This is a genomic window from Sphingobacterium sp. UBA5670, from assembly GCF_002420705.1.
In the GTDB taxonomy this organism is placed as follows: domain Bacteria; phylum Bacteroidota; class Bacteroidia; order Sphingobacteriales; family Sphingobacteriaceae; genus Sphingobacterium.
The window spans coordinates 314,989-333,562 of record NZ_DIIM01000021.1; the positions used below are offsets into that span (position 1 = coordinate 314,989).

An 18,574-nucleotide genomic window follows, 5' to 3' on the forward strand; every position below is an offset into this window, starting at 1 on the left:
TAATATAATTACAAAAATATGTTTTTTTCCATCCATAAACAATTTATTCCGAATGTTAGATAGAAAAAAATTAACGAGCTGAATTTTATTCAAATTCAGCTTGTAAAATACGGACAATCTCCCGAATAGTATCTTCTTCCAAATCGGTACGTCTCACCAACTCTTCTTCAGTAAGAGACAATACAGATTTTGCCGAATCCAATCCAACGCGTTTCAATTCATCGATAACCCAGCTTTCAATCTCATCGCTGAATTCTTCAATATCAACATCCTCATCAAACTCATCATTTTCGCGATAAACATCAATCTCGTAACCAGTCAATTTGCCTGCTAATTTGATATTGTGCCCTCCACGTCCAATTGCCAAAGAAACCTGATCTGATTTTAAGTATACAGCTGCAGTCTTATTTTCTTCGTCGATTTTGATTGAGCTAATCCTTGCAGGGCTTAATGCACGAGCAATATACAAGGAATGATTCGTTGTAAAGTTAATAACGTCAATATTCTCGTTACGCAATTCGCGAACGATACCATGAATACGGGATCCTTTCATACCCACACAAGCTCCTACTGGATCAATACGGTCGTCATAAGACTCAACAGCAACCTTCGCTCTTTCTCCAGGTTCACGAACGATTTTCTTGATGGTAATCAAACCATCAAAAATTTCAGGAACCTCAAGTTCAAATAAACGTTGTAAAAATGCAGGTGCTGTACGTGAAATGATAATCTTTGGATTATTATTCATCATATCCACTTTATGTACGACTGCACGAATACCGTCTCCCTTTTTAAAATAGTCCGCAGGAATCTGTTCTGATTTAGGAAGGATTAATTCATTCCCATCCTCATCCAATACCAAAATTTCCTTTTTCCAAATCTGATAAACCTCACCAATAACCAGCTCTCCTTCTCTATCTTTATATTTCTTAAAGACCTCGTCTTTTTCCAATTCCAAAACCTTAGAAACAAGCGTCTGGCGAGCAGCTAAAATTGCACGGCGGCCAAAGCTCTCCAATGTGATCTGTTCGATAAAATCATCTCCCACTTCCAAATCCTCATCATGTTTTCTAGCTTCCGCCAACTCGATCTCAAGATCATCGTCCTCTGAAAATTCATCCTCAACAACGACACGCGTTCTCCAAATCTCCAAATCTCCGTTATCTGGATTCACGATAACATCCACGTTTTCATCCGTACCAAAACGACGACGGATCATACTACGAAAAACCTCTTCCAATACTGTAATAACAGTAGGTCTATCGATATTCTTAAATTCCTTAAACTCTTGGAAAGAGTCTATCAGATTGATGTTGCTGTTACTCATTATTATTAAAATGAAATTACCACTTTTGTTGCTTTTATTTGATCAAAAGGAAGTTCTTTTTCTACCTCTTGTGCTTTTTTACCTTTTTCTTTTATCTTCTGAAGAATAGTGATCTTCGCATCGTCTGCTGCTAATAATGTACCTTCAACTTTCACATTATCATTCAATTTCACCTGAACTGTACGACCTATATTCTTTTGGTACTGTCGGATATTGACGAAATTAGCATCGATTCCGGGTGATGAAACCTCCAGACGATACGCCTTATCAATAACATTTTCCTCTTCCAAATGAAAACCAACGTGACGGCTCACCTGCGCACAATCATCAATGTTAACACCATTATCTCCGTCCAAAAGAATCTCAAGAATTTTATTTGGACGCATCTTCACACTGACGATAAACAGATCCTCGCGATCTGCTATTTTTTCCTCTATGAGTTCAATAACTCTCTTTTCTACATTCTGCATTGTTCTGTTTCTAGAAATGCTAAATTAATTGAATTAAAAAAAGGGGGCAATACGAGCCCCCTTCCTTTCAGATATGCAAATATAGCATATTATAATATAAAAAACAAACTTAGGCAGATTGTTTTTTATATTCAATACCTACATTCTTTATTAGAACAACCTACCTTCCCCCAAACGAAAACTAAAATCTTTTCGCCAAGAACAGAAAAGATAAGATGCATCGCTATTTTTTCATTATTTCGAACTATCTACCACTGCATTAATTGTTTTCTGCATCTGCGCCATCATACTGGTTAGAGTTTCCATTGTTGGCTCTGGAGTAGGCTCAGGCAATTGTGTACTTATAAAGGCTTTAGCCCTCCAAACTTCTATAATATCAGCGGTTTCCACCCAATAAGGCTCATATGTCTTATTGTCAGAAACAAGTTTCAAACCTTTATCTTCTTTAAATTTAAAAGCGATGCGTTTATATACTACACCATCCTCCTTAGACACCACTATATAGGTATTTCCCGGTTTGATATCATGCCAGTTTTCTACATACTCGGCCACAATAATTGACCCGGACGGCAAAGGTAACATAGAGTCTCCCTTTATCTCAAAAGCGCGAAACGTGCCCTGACCAAACATCGGAAGCGAAAATTTAGGTAACTCAGCCACATATTCCGGATCGCCATAACCATTCAAATACCCCGCACTCGCCTTAACAGGAACAAGTTCAATATTCTCGCGATCATCAGCATTCACTGTCACACTAAGAACTCTTAAATTGGACGCATTGCTTTTTGGAACTGGCTTCCATTTATCATCAATTACATCATTGGCCAACTCATCCATAGTCAAACCATAGAATTCGGCGATTTTCTTTAACAACTCATATTTAGGTTCAGCCCTATCTTCTTCGTATGCACCGACGGATGCACGCTTAATCTCCATAATATCAGCAAATTGTTGCTGTGTAATTTTTTTCCCTTTTCTCAGGAATTTCAGATTGGATGATATATTTGACATATTATTTTTTCAAAAAAATATTTTGCAAAAACTAATTTTATTAGTAATATTGTGCCAATAAAATTAGTAAATATATTTTAAACGTCCAAATAATTTAGCATTATGAGCAATTTTATTATTTACATATTGACTGACAGCAATCGTAAACGCTTTGAAATAGGCCTCAGCTCCAATATATTCGGCACCGTAATGGAATTACAGCAATCGAACAATTTTATTTTCAATCAGGGCGGCAGTTTGAATCGAATAATCTACACATCTTCTTTTACAGACCTTGGAGCTGCTCATAAAAAAATAGACGAACTACAGCATTTTACGCGCATGCAAATCGAAAGGTTAATTCGTAAATCCAACCCAAACTGGAATAATCTTTTCCCGCATCACCATCAGACCTTTCAAAAAAGGAATGCACATTATGCAGCTTAAGGTATAAAAAAAGCCACCTAAGTTAAAACTAGGCAGCCATCTTTTATATTTAAAATTGTCTCTTAAAATCAGAGTTTAATCTGGTACATTCTCCTTTTCCAATGAGGATCCCCAATCATTTTTAGCGCCGTCCTGATTGCCTTGCGTATGATTACGCTCAATAGGCGGCTCCGTCTCTTCTTCTTCCGGACCTATAAAACCTTCTTCTGCAGGCTCTTCCACTTGCGTGGAATCACTCTGCTCAGGCTCTGGATCACTATAACGTGGCGTCTCACATTTATAGGATTTTGTAATTTCAACAGTTGGACTAGGAAACTTCCCCTGTGTATACCCCAGTTGCTTGTCTTTATAAACGGACTCCATATACACCCCAAAAATTGGCAATGCAGTACGAGACCCTTCTCCAGAATGAGAATTTTTAAAGTGAATACTCCTTTCGTCGCAACCTACCCAAACACCAGTAACCAGATCTTTAGTCACCCCCATATACCAACCATCCACATATTCAGAAGAAGTACCCGTCTTCCCGCCAATCTCATTTTCCTTATCAAACAGATCCCATTCCCATAATCCCTGAGATGTACCACCAGGCTCTTCCATACCGCCACGAAGCATATAGGTCATCAACCAGGCATCTTGTTTATCCACCACTTGTTTACGTTCCGCCTGAAAGGTTGCAATCACATTACCGTCATGATCTTCGATCTTCGACACCAGTAAAGGTGAGACACGCTCGCCATGGTTCATCATCGTTGAATACCCGTTTACCATTTCAAAAACAGACACGTCATTGGGTCCCAACCCCACGGAGGCAACTGCATTTAATTTACTCGTGATTCCGCAGCGATGAGCAGCATCAACGACTTTTGCAGGTGTAACCATATCAGTTAATTGCACAGTTACGGAATTGATGGACCGAGCCATCGCATGACGCAGTGACATTTCACGATAAGAAAAATTCCAGTCAGCATTTTTGGGTTCCCATACTTCAACCGAATCTCCTTTATCAATTTTAATAGTTACAGGTTTATCCGTAATCTTATCACAAGGAGACATGCCTGATTCCAAAGCTGCCAAATAAACAAAGGGTTTAAATGTAGAGCCAGCCTGCCGCTTAGCCTGCATCACGTGATCATACTTGAAATACTGATGGTTTATTCCACCGACCCAAGCTTTAATCTCTCCTGAATATGGATCCATGGACATCATCCCTGCATTTAACATCATCGCATAGTATTTCAAAGAATCCATCGTAGACATGTCCTTTTCTATCTTAGTACCATCCTTCCAATTATAGACATCCATCTTTTTCTTTTTATTGAGGAAGTAATTTATACTATCAGGCGTGTTTGCATATTTCTTACTCAAAAAAGCATAATATGGGGTTTTCTTAGCGAGGTTTTCCAAAAAATTAGGAATAACCTTACCTGACAAATCACGCCAAGGCTCCTGTCCTTCCCATGTATTATTTAGACGTTGCTGCAGTTCGCCCATTTGTTTCGCTACAGCTTCTTCAGCATGTTTCTGAAGCTTGGAATTTATGGTCGTGTAAATTTTTAAACCGTCCGTATAGATATCATAATTATTTTCCTCAGACCATTTTTCAAGCCATTTAGCTACTGCCGCACGTAAATAAGAGTCTCCACCCGCATTAAGATCTTGGCTATTTGTATTTAAAACGATTTTCTCTTTAATCAAGCTATCATATTCTTCTTTTTTCAGAAAACCAACTTTATACATTTGACTCAATACAGTGTTTTTCCGCACAAATGCATTTTCAGGATTACGAATTGGATTGTACAATGTAGTTCCTTTTAACATACCAATCAAAACAGCCGCTTCATTCTGATTCAACTGATTAGCACCCTTTGAAAAATATCGTTTCGCAGCCGTTTCAATTCCGTAGGCATTATTACTAAAGGATACTGTATTTAAATACATTTCCAATATCTGACTTTTCGAATAACGTTGCTCCAATTTATAAGCTGTCATCCATTCCTTGAACTTCGTAACCACCAAGCCCGCAACGGGAAGACGTGTCAGCAAACCACCCGATTTATTATAACGTGTACGATAAAGATTTTTAGCCAATTGCTGCGTAATTGTACTAGCACCGCGCTTATCTCCTTTCAATGTTGAGATGATACCTGAGCCAAGCCCAAAAAAATCAACGCCATTATGACTATAAAAACGCACATCTTCGGTTGCTATCAACGCATTCGTAACTGACTTAGGAATACTGTCAAATGGAATCGGATTTCTATCCTCATCGAAATATCTTCCGATTAAAACACTATCCGCTGTATATAATTCCGTAGAGATATTTACACTGGGCATCACAATATCCTTTTTTGTCGGAGAATAACCAAAAAGCCACAAAAAATTCAACTGTATAGCACAAACCAGTATAATGATAAAATATATTGCTATAACAAGATAACGAAGAATTCTATTCTTAATACGTTTAAACATAAATGGAAATTTATCTTATATTCAACACATCCGAGCAGTAAAAGGTTTTATACCCACTCAATATGCCTTTATATCTATTTTCAGGGGCTAAATATACAACTAAATAAATCGCTGTATTCAACTATTTACATTTTTTAACAATAAAAAAACCGCATCTGCAACGACATATATCGCGCTGTTCCCAATGGTCTATTTTGGAAATAACAGCACTGCATCGATAACGTAAGTTAATAGTCCAGAAAAAAACAGGCTTATCTTATCTTCGTTGATAATTTTAGCCCGCGTTCCACAAATATTATACCTATTTTTTATTTATTATCGATTTTATTTTAAAATAATAATGATATTTGTTTAAATTTAGATGTAAAAAAGTCGACTATTAGCATGTTAAAACAAACATTACAACAAAAGCTATTACAAAAATTATCACCGCAACAAATACAATTTATAAAATTGTTGCAGGTTCCGACAGTTTCATTAGATGCTAGAATCAAGGAAGAATTAGAAGAAAACCCTGCTTTAGAAGATGGTAGCTTGACTAATATGACCGATCCTATTGAAGAATACCCCGATAAAGATCCAGACGATAATTTTGACAACGAAGACGGATTTGATTCGGAAGACTTTAGCCTAGAAGACTATATTCAGGAAGATGATTTCAAAGACTATGGCAACGGTTACGATTATGGAGACGATGATGACGATCGAAAAGAAATGCCGGTCGCTATTCAACACTCCTTTTATGAGCAGCTGCAACAACAATTGGACCTTCTAGCGTTAGATGACAAGCACTTCTTAATTGGCCAACAAATCATTGGCAGTTTGGATGACGACGGCTACTTACGCCGTCCTATTATCAATCTTGTAGACGACTTAGCTTTTGGCCAAAATGTAATGACCGATGAGCATGAAGTACTTGATATGCTAAAAGTAATTCAAGATTTTGAGCCTGCAGGAATTGGGGCACGCGATCTACAAGAGTGTTTATTGATCCAATTACAAAAAAAAGACACACAAAATCCAACGATCAAACTTGCGATTAAAGTCGTAGCGAATTACCTGGAAGAGTTTACCAAAAAGCATTATGACAAGTTAGAAAAATCTTTAGGTATTTCATCTGAGGACTTAAAAAATATAGTCAACGAGATTCTAAAACTTAATCCAAAGCCGGGAGACTCCGGTGCAGTCGCAGGTAAACAACTTCATATTATTCCCGATTTTCATATCAGCAATAATGATGGCACGCTACATCTGACTTTAAATGGGCGAAACGCACCCGAACTCCGGATCAGTCGTGATTACCAACATATGTTTGAACATTACGAAAAATCGGATCAAAAGGATAAAAAAATGAAAGAGGCTGTACAATTCGTCAAGCAAAAACTCGACTCAGCCAAATGGTTTATAGATGCAATAAAGCAGCGTCAACAAACTTTACTCAAAACAATGAATGCAATCATGGAATACCAATACGATTATTTCCTTACAGGTGATGATCGAAAGTTAAAACCCATGATATTGAAAGATATCGCTGATAAAATCGACATGGATATATCCACGGTGTCACGGGTAGCAAATTCAAAATATGTACAAACAGAATTTGGAACGTTTCTACTAAAATCATTTTTCTCCGAAGCCATACAAACAGATTCTGGAGAAGAAGTTTCTAATAAAGAAGTTAAAAAAATATTAGAGGAGTGTATTTCAAAAGAAAATAAACGGAAACCATTGGCTGATGAGAAACTCACCGAGATTCTCAAAGAAAAAGGCTACAATATCGCACGGCGAACAGTAGCGAAATATCGGGAGGCATTAAATATTCCCGTGGCAAGATTAAGAAAAGAGCTCTAAGAGCTCTTTTTGCTTTCCCTACCGACCAAATCCAAATTAAGAATAGTATCTTTGTGCTTGAATTAAAATAAGCATTAAAGAATGAGCAAAGTAAAAGTTGGAGTTGTACAGATGAGCTGTACCGCAAGCAAACAAGAGAATCTCGAAAAAGCTATCGCTAAAGTAAAAGAAGCCGCTGCAAAAGGTGCGCAAATTGTGTGTCTGCAAGAACTATTTACCTCTTTATATTTCTGCGATGTAGAAGATTATGACAATTTCGCATTGGCTGAATCTATCCCTGGGCCATCGACCGATGCACTATCAGCTGTTGCCAAAGAAGCAGGAGTCGTCATTATCGCTTCATTATTTGAAAAGAGAGCTGAAGGACTGTACCATAACACAACCGCTGTATTAGATGCTGATGGTTCCTATCTAGGGAAGTATCGCAAAATGCATATTCCCGATGATCCTGCGTTTTATGAAAAATTCTATTTTACACCAGGGGATTTAGGCTACAAAGTATTCAAAACAAAATTTGGAAAAGTAGGTATATTAATCTGCTGGGATCAATGGTATCCTGAAGCATCTCGAATCACTGCGTTGATGGGTGCAGAAATCTTATTCTACCCGACTGCCATTGGATGGGCAACAGACCAAGATGAGGAGACCAACAAAGATCAATATAACGCATGGCAAACAATACAACGCTCACATGCAGTCGCTAATGGTGTTCCTGTTGTATCCGTTAACCGCGTAGGATTTGAACAAAATGGTGCAATGAAGTTCTGGGGCGGAAGCTTCGTAACGAACGGACAGGGAAAATTGCTTTACCTCGCTTCACATGACAAAGAGGAAATTGAGGTTGTCGAACTGGACTTGAATGAATCTGATTATTTCAGAAAACATTGGCCATTTTTGAGAGACCGAAGAATTGAAACATACGCACCGATCACCAAGCGTTTTATTGACGAAGATTAATATTGGATATGCAAGCCATTTCGGTTTCGAACGCACATAGCCGTGCAGATACGAACTGAAATGGCTTTTTTAATCCCCTTAAAATAAGTATGGCACAAAAAAAGACATTCACACAGGCATATTTTGACAATTCCCCCAAAAAACAGGGATTCTCATTTCCCGCAGAATGGGCAAAGCAAGAGGCTTTATGGTTAAGCTGGCCACATAAAGAGGAATCTTGGCCAGGGAAAATCGAAACTATATACAAACCTTATTGCGAATTTATTAAAGTCGTAGCAGCTGGGCAGAAAGTAAGAATTAACGTTGCGAATGAAGAAATGCGAGATTTTGCGATTGAAGCATTAAAAAAAGTAACAGCAGATTTTAGCAATATTGAGTTCTATTTTAATCCGACCAACGATGCTTGGTGCAGGGATCACGGCCCGGCTTTTATCATCAACCAGACAACAAATCAAAAAGCAGTTGTCGATTGGGGCTATAACGCATGGGGCGGGAAATATCCGCCTTTCGATTTAGACGATGTCGTTCCGACACGCATTGCCAAAGAATTTAACCTTCCTTTATTTACCCCGGATATCGTCATGGAGGGTGGTTCAGTTGAATTCAATGGCGCAGGAACTATTATGACTACGACAGCCTGTCTAATGAATGAAAACCGAAATCCGCACCTAACAAAGGAACAAGTAGAGACTTATTTAAAAGAATTTTACGGACAGGAGCAAGTGCTATGGCTAGGAGATGGTATCGTTGGCGATGATACAGATGGGCATATTGATGACATTACTCGTTTTGTTAACGAAACAACGGTTTTAACTGTCGTGGAAGAAGATCCGACAGACGAAAACTATGAAATACTTCAAGAAAATCTAGAAACACTTCGTTCATTCAAGCTTTTAAATGGCGAATCACTTCGTATTATTGAACTTCCAATGCCGGCACCGGTTATCTATGACGACACCAGATTACCTGCTTCATATGCAAACTTCTATATTGCAAACGAAGTCGTGGTTGTACCGATCTTCAATGACAAAAATGACCAAAGAGCGCTAGATATCATCCAAAGCTGTTTCCCGACTCGCAAAGTCGTCGGTATCAATTCGGTTGATATTATTTGGGGATTAGGAAGTTTTCATTGTTTAAGTCAGCAAGAACCAGCTTAACTAGAAAAGCTGTCCTTAACTGGACAGCTTTTTTTATACAACAATAACATTGACCCCAGCTTTTTCCAACGATTCAACAAAGCTTGAATTTACTTTATCGTCTGTAATTAGCACATCAATTTTATCAAAACCACAAATTCGTCCGAAACTTCGACGTCCAAATTTAGAAGAGTCTGCCAGTACAACAACTTTTTGCGCTGTATCAATCATAATGCGATTTAATTGTGCTTCCTGAGCACTAGACGTTGATACGCCGTATTCCAGATCAATCCCATCTACCCCCAAAAACAATTTACTGCAATAAAAATCCTGCAATAAATTTTCCGCATATTTTCCAGTTACAGATGTAGACGTTTTACGAAGTGTCCCTCCCATCTGCATGATTTCAACCGAAGGATATTTTATTAATTCCATAGCGACATTCAATGCAGATGTTACTACGGTAATATTCCCTTTAGGAACAATCTGCTTCGCCAGCGACTGCATGGTTGTCCCTGAAGCAATAATAATTGAATCATTTTCTTCGATCATTTCAGCGGCCTTTTTACCTATTCTACTCTTATCGTCCGAACGAAGCTTCTCTTTTTCGAATACGGTACGGTCAGTCGTATAAGGATTATACTGTGTTGCCCCGCCATGCGTTCTAAACAACAATCCGCTATCTTCCAACAAGGTCAAATCTTTCCGAATGGTCACGGAGGAAACACCCAATTCCTCACATAGATCAATTACTTGAACTACGCCGACTTCCTTTAATTGTTTTAAGATATATTGATGTCTCTCTACATTTGTCATGGCTCTATTATAATAAGCTGTTAAAATACTAAATCTATTATCGGTTTGTTTAAAGGAATATGTCGATATCTGGAAAATATCCTTCGATATCGATAAATTTCAACAAATATGACATTCTACTTAAATTTCCCTCAGTAGAATTAAGGTTAAAATAATGAAATTATTTAATTTTTTCACCTTGATAATCACAAATTCATTTTTCTTTTCAAATAGAAATAAATCAAAATTGCAAAGGATCCGGTAAGATAAACTGATATTCCAATTCCTCTTGAAGTAATTTTCCGCTAACGATTTTTTGAACGGCATCCGTGGCTTCGAATGCTAGCGGCAAAGCATAGCCATATTTTTTTGCCGAGGCTAGAATAACATCCATTTTCTTTGGATGTAAGGGTGCAACAACATTATAAATAGCATGTCTTAGCAAATGGCAAGATGCCTCCTCTATTAGCTTGACCGCATCGTCGATATGAACAAAATTGGCTGGCTGCTCCCCTGTCGTGCATATACGTTCGGAAAAATATTTGGCAAAAACACGATTTTTACCAAATAGACCTCCTAAACGATAAACAATGGTATGAGCCAATCCCAACATACACTTCTCCGCGAGGAAGAGTTTTGACGAAAGCTCTGCTGTATCAACATAGGACTCATCAAATACAGCATCTTTGTCTGGATAGATCCCAATAGAACTCAAGAAAACCTGTTTTCTCCATGTAATATGACCAAAAAATAATTTGATGTTTGAAAATCTGTTTTCAATAACCGTTAAACTATTTTTCTGACTTGCGGGTATACTGTTCAATACGAAGTCAAATTGATCAGGTAAATCGGCCTTTTCTGGAAAGCTTTCACAATCAAAGTCTAGGATAAACGAAAAAATACCATCAGCTTTAAGCCGATGGTATTTTTCATATGTTGTCGTACTTGCCCAAACCTCATGGCCTTGACGCTTCATGTGTATCGCAAAAGACTCTGCGAGCCAACCGCATCCCAAAATGAGTATCTTCATACGACGAAACTATTAATAAGCTTTAGCAAAAAGTACGCGTCTATTCGAAGGTTTTCCAGTAAAGATACAGATACCTTCCTCTTCTTTCGCGTCCAAAGGAATACAACGAATCGTTGCCTTGGTTTCTTCTTTGACACGTTTTTCTGTTTCTGTTGTTCCATCCCAGTGACAAGAGATAAACCCACCTTTTCCTTCCAACACTTCTTTAAACTCATCATAAGAATTAACCTCCGTAAAATGAGATGTTCTGAAGTTTAAAGCCTTTTGGTATATATTTTCCTGTATTGTATCTAGCAGCTGTGCAATAGTACCCGCTAAACCTTCCTGAGCAACAGTTTCTTTCGTTTGTGTATCGCGACGCGCCAACTCTACAGTACCGTTTTGCATATCTCTTGCGCCAACAGCTACACGTACAGGGACACCTTTTAATTCCCATTCTGCAAATTTAAAACCAGGACGCTGTGTATCCCGATCGTCATATTTTACAGAAATATCTTTTATCTTCAACTCATTTGTCAACTGATTCACAAACCCATCAATCTGTGCTTTTTCTTCTTCCGTCTTAAAAATCGGAACGATAACAACTTGAATTGGTGCCAATTTTGGTGGCAATACCAATCCCTGATCGTCCGAGTGTGCCATAATCAATGCACCCATCAAACGCGTAGAAACACCCCAAGAAGTTGCCCAAACATGCTCCAATTTTCCTTCTTTAGACGTAAATTTCACGTCAAACGCCTTTGCAAAGTTTTGGCCAAGAAAATGAGAGGTTCCTGCTTGTAATGCTTTTCCATCTTGCATCAATGCTTCAATACAATAAGTATCCAAGGCGCCTGCAAAACGTTCGTTTTCGGTTTTTCTACCACGAACAACGGGTACAGCTAAAATATTCTCCGCAAACTCCGCATAGACATCCAGCATGCGTTCTGTTTCAGCGATAGCTTCCTCTTTTGTTGCATGAGCTGTGTGTCCTTCCTGCCATAAAAATTCCGCTGTACGCAAGAAAAGGCGCGTACGCATTTCCCAGCGTACTACGTTCGCCCATTGGTTCACCAAAATTGGGAGATCACGATAAGACTCAATCCATCCGCGGTAGGTATTCCATATAATCGTTTCGGAAGTCGGACGTACAATCAACTCTTCTTCGAGCTTCGCCTCCTCATCCACAACAATCTTACCTGTGCCATCATTTTTTAATCTATAATGTGTTACCACTGCACATTCAGTAGCAAAACCTTCCACATGGGCTGCTTCTTTAGAAAAAAACGACTTGGGAATGAATAAAGGGAAATAAGCATTGCTATGACCTGTTTCTTTAAATCTTTTGTCTAAGATTGCTTGCATTCTTTCCCAGATAGCGTATCCGTATGGTTTAATCACCATACAGCCTCGTACAGCTGAATTTTCAGCGAGATCAGCTTTGATCACAAGCTCATTATACCATTGCGAATAATCTTCTGCACGACTTGTTATTCCTTTACTCATATGAAATTGATAAATTATTGTAACATTCTTACGTTAAATCTCGTCTGCAATTCTAATACGAAAAGCGTTCAATAAAAAATATTTGTATTTTTGATTACTTCGATTAAACCCCGTCGAGAAATTTGCGTCTAAGATAGTAAATAAGGCTGTATAATCGAAAATAACGATTTAGGATATTATGAAAAAAAATAGATTATTTATCGGAGCACTTGCCATAACAGGAGCGTTCATGCTGGGTTCCTGCGGTACGAGTAGGCAAATCTATGGCGACGATGTCTATGGCAATAGTGGGCAAGCGAGACAAAAGGTTTACCAAAGCCCAGATTATTATTACACGGATGCAGATCAGGCCCAACCAAATGGACAGGCACAAGGTGGTTATTATGATGATGAATATTCCGATCAGGATTACAACAGTGATTCCTATGAAGATCTCGAATACGCTAATCGTATCAACCGTTTTTATTACGCAACTCCAGGGATGACCTATTTCGACCCATTTTTTGACCCATGGTATGGCTATGGCTTCGGTGGTTGGTACGGATACGGACCATCATTTGGAATGGGCTGGGGATGGAACTCTGGTTGGGGATCATCGTGGTCGATCGGCCTTGGATGGGGTTGGGGATCTAGCTGGGGCTGGGGATCTCCTTGGTATGGAGGCTATAGACCTTGGGGTGGCTGGTATGGCGGTGGCTACTGGGGATCAGGCTGGTACGGAAATGGATACTGGGGTGGTGGTTATTGGGGCAATTCGAGACCTCGTTACGCTTCAAGTAGATCTGTATACAGAGATAACTATAATACGCGCAGTTCATCATCAAGAACCCGGACTTCAGGCGGGTATAACCGTAACGGCGTTGCCCGAAATTCCGGCGGATATGATCGCACTGGCGTAGCGCGTGATTCGAGAGGAAGAATCACATCTGTAGCTGGCAGATCGAGAAATACGGATGGTTCAGTTTCATCGCGTAGTTCTTCATACGATAGAACAGGAGGAAGAACAAGAACTTCCGATGGCATATCAAACAGGGGTTATTCAGACGGTACGCGTTCAAGAACATCCGAGCGAGTAAACGGTTCCTACCCGAATAGCACACGTAGTACGGGTGGCTACTATAATAATGGCACGCGGTCACGCACAAGCTCTGGCGAGGTATCTCGTCCGATGAGCCGTTCGATGGAAACACGTTCTAGCAACCCAAGCTCGACGTCAAGACCAACCTATACGCCTCCAACAAGAAGCTATGATAGTGGTTCATCCCGCTCTTCTAGTGGTGGTTTCTCTGGCGGTGGTAGCTCGAGATCTTCGGGTGGAGGTTTCTCCGGAGGCGGTAGCTCAAGATCAAGTGGAGGACGTACTCGATAGTTAAAAGCATTTGAACAGTAGCATACAATATTTTGTATGCTACTGATTATTATTGACGACATTTCAGCATATGACAATCAAAAAATTACTTTTTGGAACTGCATTCGTTTTAGGTGCAGCAGGGACTACTCAAGCGCAATATACGAAAGATGTACTTTTATTTTCCCAAGGGGACAATGGTGGAACAGCTCGTTTTAAAGCCATGGGAAACGCTTCTACCGCATTAGGTGGAGATATTAGTTCGATTACGAGTAACCCCGCCGGCTTGGGCTACTTCAATCAGTCTGACGTATCGGTAACAGCCAGATACCTTAACAATAAAAATAAAACCGACTATTTTGGCCAAAATTCAAATAGCAGTAAGAATAATTTCAACTTGGATAATGCTGGAATTGTTTTTCACTTGCCAACTTACCGCAACGGAGGCAACTTAGATAAAGGCTGGTTAAATTTCAATGTCGGTATTGCTTATAATCGCAATTATGTCTATAATAATCTGCTAGAATATCGAGGAGTAAATAACACAAGTTCGATCTCTGACGCTTACTCCGACCGCCTTTCAGACGTTGGAGGAATACAGGGCTGGGGCCAGGAAGTCTATAATAACTCTTTATTATTCGACGTAGATCCTAAAAATGCTGGAGCGTATATCCCGATTACTGTTGGTGGGACTTTCGACGGCAAGAATGGCTTTAATCAAGTAAATTCCATCTTAGAAAAAGGCAGTAAATCCGAATCCGTATTGTCGTTTGGAGCTAATTATAGTAACAAATTATATCTAGGAGCTTCTTTGGGTTTCACTGCATTTAGTTACGACAATTCCAGCTGGTTTACAGAATATGGTCAAACAATGACGGCAGACCAATTAAAAGCGATCAACAAAGATTCAGAATTTTTAAAACCAACCAATGCTCAAAAGTATGCCATGTTGGATAAAGATTATGAATTATATGATGATTATGCGCAAGCTACGGATGGTACTGGTGTAGATTTTAAACTTGGGGTCATCTACAAGTTTACGCCAACTTTTAGCATGGGATTCACGGCTAAGTCACCAACATTTATGAGCATCAGAGATGAATCATATAGTAATTCCGAATTCCGCTACTTCAGACCGAATGAAGACAAGTCATTTAAGGAATACAGAACCAGTGATGACGCAGGACACAGTTACTTGGAATACAATATGAATACACCCTATAAATTGTCTGTAGGTGCTAGTCAAGTTTTTTCAAAGGGATTAATAACCGCCGATGTTGAGTGGGTAGATTATGCCGCCATGCGTTTTAAAGATGTTGGCAATTACAGTAAAACTTTGGAAAAGAACATGAATCAAAATATCAAAGATACTTACCAAGGTGCATTTAATGCGCGAATTGGTGGTGAAGTATTATTTGATAATGTATTCAGCGGAAGGGCTGGTTTTAATTACAGCGGCAACCCTTATAAAAATGCAGACTATACAAATTATACAGCATCTTTGGGTATTGGTGCTAAACTTGGACGCGGTATGTATATTGACTTGACAGGAGCTTATAATGCGGTCAATTACAAAGAAAGTCCATATTTGATTAACGAGAACTACTGGGGCAATGCTAGTCCGGCAGCAGACATTAAAAATCAACGGACTAATGTTTTACTAACAATAGGTTCAAAATTTTAGAATATATTTTAGTTTGAAAAAAGTCCAGCTCTGTCTGGATTTTTTTTTGAACTCAAGCAGCATTGAACAGGATAAAATTAGTTTACCAGTAATTATACTTGTATATAAAAGCAACTTTATCTAAGTTTGTCCCCTCGGATGGAAAATTACATGGCGAATCACACAATTTCAAAAGCATTCAATTTCATTTTTACATACCCGATTTGGCGGATTGAGATCGATGCGAAGAATAAATTGATTGCTGTGGAGACAAGAAATCCAGATGATACCCTTCCCTATTTTAATGTGATTACTTTTGAAGGAACTTACGTTTTAAGGAACTTCAAAGCAATTGCCAAAGAATGGGTATTAGGCGGGATCCAATGTGAAAAATTAATACTAAAGAAGATTGCACATAATTCGCCAATTGATGCAGGCATACAAGTAATCGACTGTTACGATCCTCAGCAGCAAGAAACCTGGTTCAACTACACTTTTATCAATATGGTTGACCAAGGACTACTCATTAGACCCAAAATAATAGCAGAAGGCTTCCAATTATTTTTGAATCTCCAATCAATGTCGATTGAAAGCAAAAGTGAAACTCTCTTTAAACCTTCAGCCAGCGCGCTCGTCTATCCTATTATCTACAATGGTGAAATACCCCTCTTTTTGAAGGACTTTCCAATTGATGGCGAAATCTGGATAAATCGGGTGAATGACCACTTTATTTGGGTTTTCTATGAAAAAGACAAAGATAATTGTTATCAAATCAGGTTAGTGCAATCCACAAAAGAAAGAATGACAGCAACTACTCTTGCGGTTTCCAAACTGAAACTAAAGTTCTTCAACATCTATTTTCTTATTCACGAACAAATATTCCTTTTGACAGATAATAAACGGGAGTTTGTTTCGTATTTAGTATAATTGCAAAATATATGAAAGTTTTATTCGAATTAAAGACATATAAAAAGATAGCTATTCTATCCATCGCGATATTAGCTATTCAACAAGTTGAAGCAAAAAGTTCAGCTTCTTTACGGACCAATTTTATCCCTGATTCAGTTGGAACTGAAGCCGTCAATGGGGAAGAATATGTTCTCTTCAAAATTGAAAAAGGAGATAATTATTACCAGTTAAGTAAAAAATATAAAACAACGGTAGGCCAGTTGACCCAAATAAACGGCAATGGAACATTAAATCTTGGTCAAATTGTTAAGATTCCGACAGGTCGAAAAGCGAAATCTGCCATTACCAATGACCACGTCAATAAAGCAATGCCGAATTCTCGTAATCCACAACAGCAGGAGGGTTTCACTGAATATATTGTTGGTGAGAAAGAGACGCTTTATGCCATATCGAAAAGATTTAGTATTTCTGTTGAAGATATCAAAAAAGCGAACAATTTAAAAAATAACATTATTAGTGGCGGAATGAAGCTTATGATTCCAAATCAGCCCCTTCCTCCAGAAAGACCAAAATTGGTTGAACCTAAAGGAATCGAGATTGTAACGCCAGATTCTACCGACGATGATGATAAAGAAGAAAATCAAATTTCAACAAATCGCTACGGAATACGCGAAAAATCCGAACGAGGAATCGGTGTGTGGATAGATGGACTTTCATCTCAGGGTACTAGCAACCTTGCACTCCATAAGAGTGCTCCTGTAGGCACTATTCTAAAAATTACCAACCCAATGACAAAAAGTGTTACTTATGCAAAAGTGGTCGGTAAATTCAATGATAATGCTGAAAACCAAAATGCAATTGTGGTGTTATCAAAATCTGCTGCAGCAAGTATTGGAGCGCTTGACAAACGCTTTCAAGTTGAAATTGCGTATGGATTACCTCTAGAAAATTAACAGAATAAAATAGCTTTTATAGCATAGTAAGAATGAATAACAAACCGTATGTCATAGGAATTGCCGGAAGTAGTGGCTCTGGAAAGACTTTTTTTTTAAATAGTTTTTTAAAACATTTTAAGCCCAACGAGGTAACCTTAATTTCCCAAGATGATTATTACATCCCTGCCAATACCAAAACTCAGGAGGAAAATAGGCTCTATAACTTCGATATTCCGACATCAATCGACAGAGATGCTTTTTATAAAGATATCAAGGCCCTCTTTAACGGTGAGACAATATATAAAGAAGAGTATACATTTAACAACCCTTCATTAACACCCAAAATACTAGAGATTAAACCGGCACCCATTTTAATTATTGAGGGCCTATTCATTTTCTATTATACGGAAATTAATAATTTAATCAATCATAAGATATTTTTAAGCGCTGATCAGGATATCGCATTAAGAAGACGTCTACACCGCGATCTAGTTGAACGGGGCTACTTTGAAGATGATGTCATGTACAAATGGATAAACCATGTACTACCATCCTACAACGAATTCCTACTTCCCTATCAAGATACTTGTGATCAGGTCATATTTAACAATACCGATGAACCAGAACCAATCTGGGATATCACCAACCAAATTTCTGAAGAGCTCAAATTAAAGCTCAATTTGGTATAAAATTAAAACAATTTAAAAAGGAGAATCTCATAAACAGATTCTCCTTTCTATTTAAAGTACTTGATTT

The 18,574-nt window shown here is 38.4% G+C and carries 16 protein-coding genes; 9 read left to right on the top strand and 7 right to left on the bottom strand.

From position 1 onward, the window contains the following. Positions 1 to 85 precede the first annotated feature (85 nt). The 3 genes from nusA to B3C94_RS19365 form a co-directional block, all read right to left on the bottom strand. Entirely contained in the window at positions 86 to 1,327 is a 1,242-nt protein-coding gene (nusA, locus tag B3C94_RS19355) for a transcription termination factor NusA (RefSeq protein ID WP_293906758.1), read from the bottom strand. 5 nt (positions 1,328 to 1,332) lie between these two features. Further along, entirely contained in the window at positions 1,333 to 1,797 is a 465-nt protein-coding gene (rimP, locus tag B3C94_RS19360; RefSeq protein WP_293906760.1) for a ribosome assembly cofactor RimP, read from the bottom strand. A 234-nt stretch (positions 1,798 to 2,031) separates the two neighbouring features. Further along, entirely contained in the window at positions 2,032 to 2,808 is a 777-nt protein-coding gene (locus tag B3C94_RS19365; protein WP_293906762.1) for an XRE family transcriptional regulator, read from the bottom strand. Between the two features lie 102 nt (positions 2,809 to 2,910). Between B3C94_RS19365 and B3C94_RS19370 the strand changes: the two genes are divergently transcribed. After that, positions 2,911 to 3,234 (top strand): hypothetical protein, encoded by a 324-nt coding sequence (locus B3C94_RS19370; RefSeq protein ID WP_293906764.1) that lies wholly within the window; start codon positions 2,911 to 2,913, stop codon positions 3,232 to 3,234. A gap of 75 nt (positions 3,235 to 3,309) precedes the next feature. Here B3C94_RS19370 and B3C94_RS19375 read toward each other — a convergent pair whose 3' ends face one another. Next, positions 3,310 to 5,706, bottom strand: coding sequence for a penicillin-binding protein 1A (locus B3C94_RS19375; protein ID WP_293906766.1), 2,397 nt, complete (start codon positions 5,704 to 5,706; stop codon positions 3,310 to 3,312). A 384-nt stretch (positions 5,707 to 6,090) separates the two neighbouring features. Here B3C94_RS19375 and rpoN point away from each other — a divergent pair, with 384 nt between their 5' ends. From rpoN to B3C94_RS19390, 3 genes are all read left to right on the top strand, one after another. Further along, complete coding sequence (rpoN, locus tag B3C94_RS19380) at positions 6,091 to 7,557, top strand: RNA polymerase factor sigma-54 (protein ID WP_293906768.1); 1,467 nt, start codon at positions 6,091 to 6,093, stop codon at positions 7,555 to 7,557. An 81-nt stretch (positions 7,558 to 7,638) separates the two neighbouring features. Then, positions 7,639 to 8,514 carry a carbon-nitrogen hydrolase gene (locus B3C94_RS19385; protein WP_293906769.1) on the top strand — a complete coding sequence of 292 codons (876 nt, stop codon included), beginning with the start codon at positions 7,639 to 7,641 and terminating at the stop codon, positions 8,512 to 8,514. Positions 8,515 to 8,603: 89 nt separating this feature from the next. Continuing rightward, positions 8,604 to 9,674 carry an agmatine deiminase family protein gene (locus tag B3C94_RS19390; RefSeq protein WP_293906771.1) on the top strand — a complete coding sequence of 357 codons (1,071 nt, stop codon included), beginning with the start codon at positions 8,604 to 8,606 and terminating at the stop codon, positions 9,672 to 9,674. A 33-nt stretch (positions 9,675 to 9,707) separates the two neighbouring features. On the opposite strand, the gene agaR is transcribed toward B3C94_RS19390, so the two are convergent. The 3 genes from agaR to proS form a co-directional block, all read right to left on the bottom strand. Further along, on the bottom strand, positions 9,708 to 10,469 hold the full coding sequence (gene agaR, locus B3C94_RS19395) for a transcriptional repressor AgaR (protein ID WP_286801275.1): 762 nt from the start codon (positions 10,467 to 10,469) through the stop codon (positions 9,708 to 9,710). 220 nt (positions 10,470 to 10,689) lie between these two features. Continuing rightward, complete coding sequence (locus B3C94_RS19400; protein ID WP_293906774.1) at positions 10,690 to 11,478, bottom strand: GDP-L-fucose synthase; 789 nt, start codon at positions 11,476 to 11,478, stop codon at positions 10,690 to 10,692. 12 nt (positions 11,479 to 11,490) lie between these two features. Next, on the bottom strand, positions 11,491 to 12,963 hold the full coding sequence (gene proS, locus B3C94_RS19405) for a proline--tRNA ligase (RefSeq protein WP_286801277.1): 1,473 nt from the start codon (positions 12,961 to 12,963) through the stop codon (positions 11,491 to 11,493). Positions 12,964 to 13,141: 178 nt separating this feature from the next. On the opposite strand from proS, the gene B3C94_RS19410 reads away from it, so the two are divergent. The 5 genes from B3C94_RS19410 to B3C94_RS19430 all read left to right on the top strand — a co-directional run bounded on the left by B3C94_RS19410 (position 13,142) and on the right by B3C94_RS19430 (position 18,507). Beyond that, the gene (locus tag B3C94_RS19410) at positions 13,142 to 14,332 is read left to right on the top strand and encodes a hypothetical protein (protein ID WP_293906776.1); all 1,191 of its coding nucleotides are present in this window, start codon (positions 13,142 to 13,144) and stop codon (positions 14,330 to 14,332) included. A gap of 70 nt (positions 14,333 to 14,402) precedes the next feature. Then, positions 14,403 to 15,995 (top strand): hypothetical protein, encoded by a 1,593-nt coding sequence (locus B3C94_RS19415; RefSeq protein WP_293906778.1) that lies wholly within the window; start codon positions 14,403 to 14,405, stop codon positions 15,993 to 15,995. Positions 15,996 to 16,145: 150 nt separating this feature from the next. Continuing rightward, a complete protein-coding gene (locus tag B3C94_RS19420; RefSeq protein ID WP_293906780.1) occupies positions 16,146 to 16,901 on the top strand; it encodes a hypothetical protein in 756 nt (251 codons plus the stop codon). Between the two features lie 11 nt (positions 16,902 to 16,912). After that, positions 16,913 to 17,836, top strand: a complete 924-nt coding sequence (locus B3C94_RS19425; RefSeq protein ID WP_293906782.1) for a LysM peptidoglycan-binding domain-containing protein — start codon at positions 16,913 to 16,915, stop codon at positions 17,834 to 17,836. A gap of 32 nt (positions 17,837 to 17,868) precedes the next feature. Next, positions 17,869 to 18,507: a uridine kinase family protein gene (locus tag B3C94_RS19430; RefSeq protein WP_293906784.1), complete on the top strand. Its 639-nt coding sequence runs from the start codon at positions 17,869 to 17,871 to the stop codon at positions 18,505 to 18,507. Positions 18,508 to 18,574: the final 67 nt, after the last annotated feature.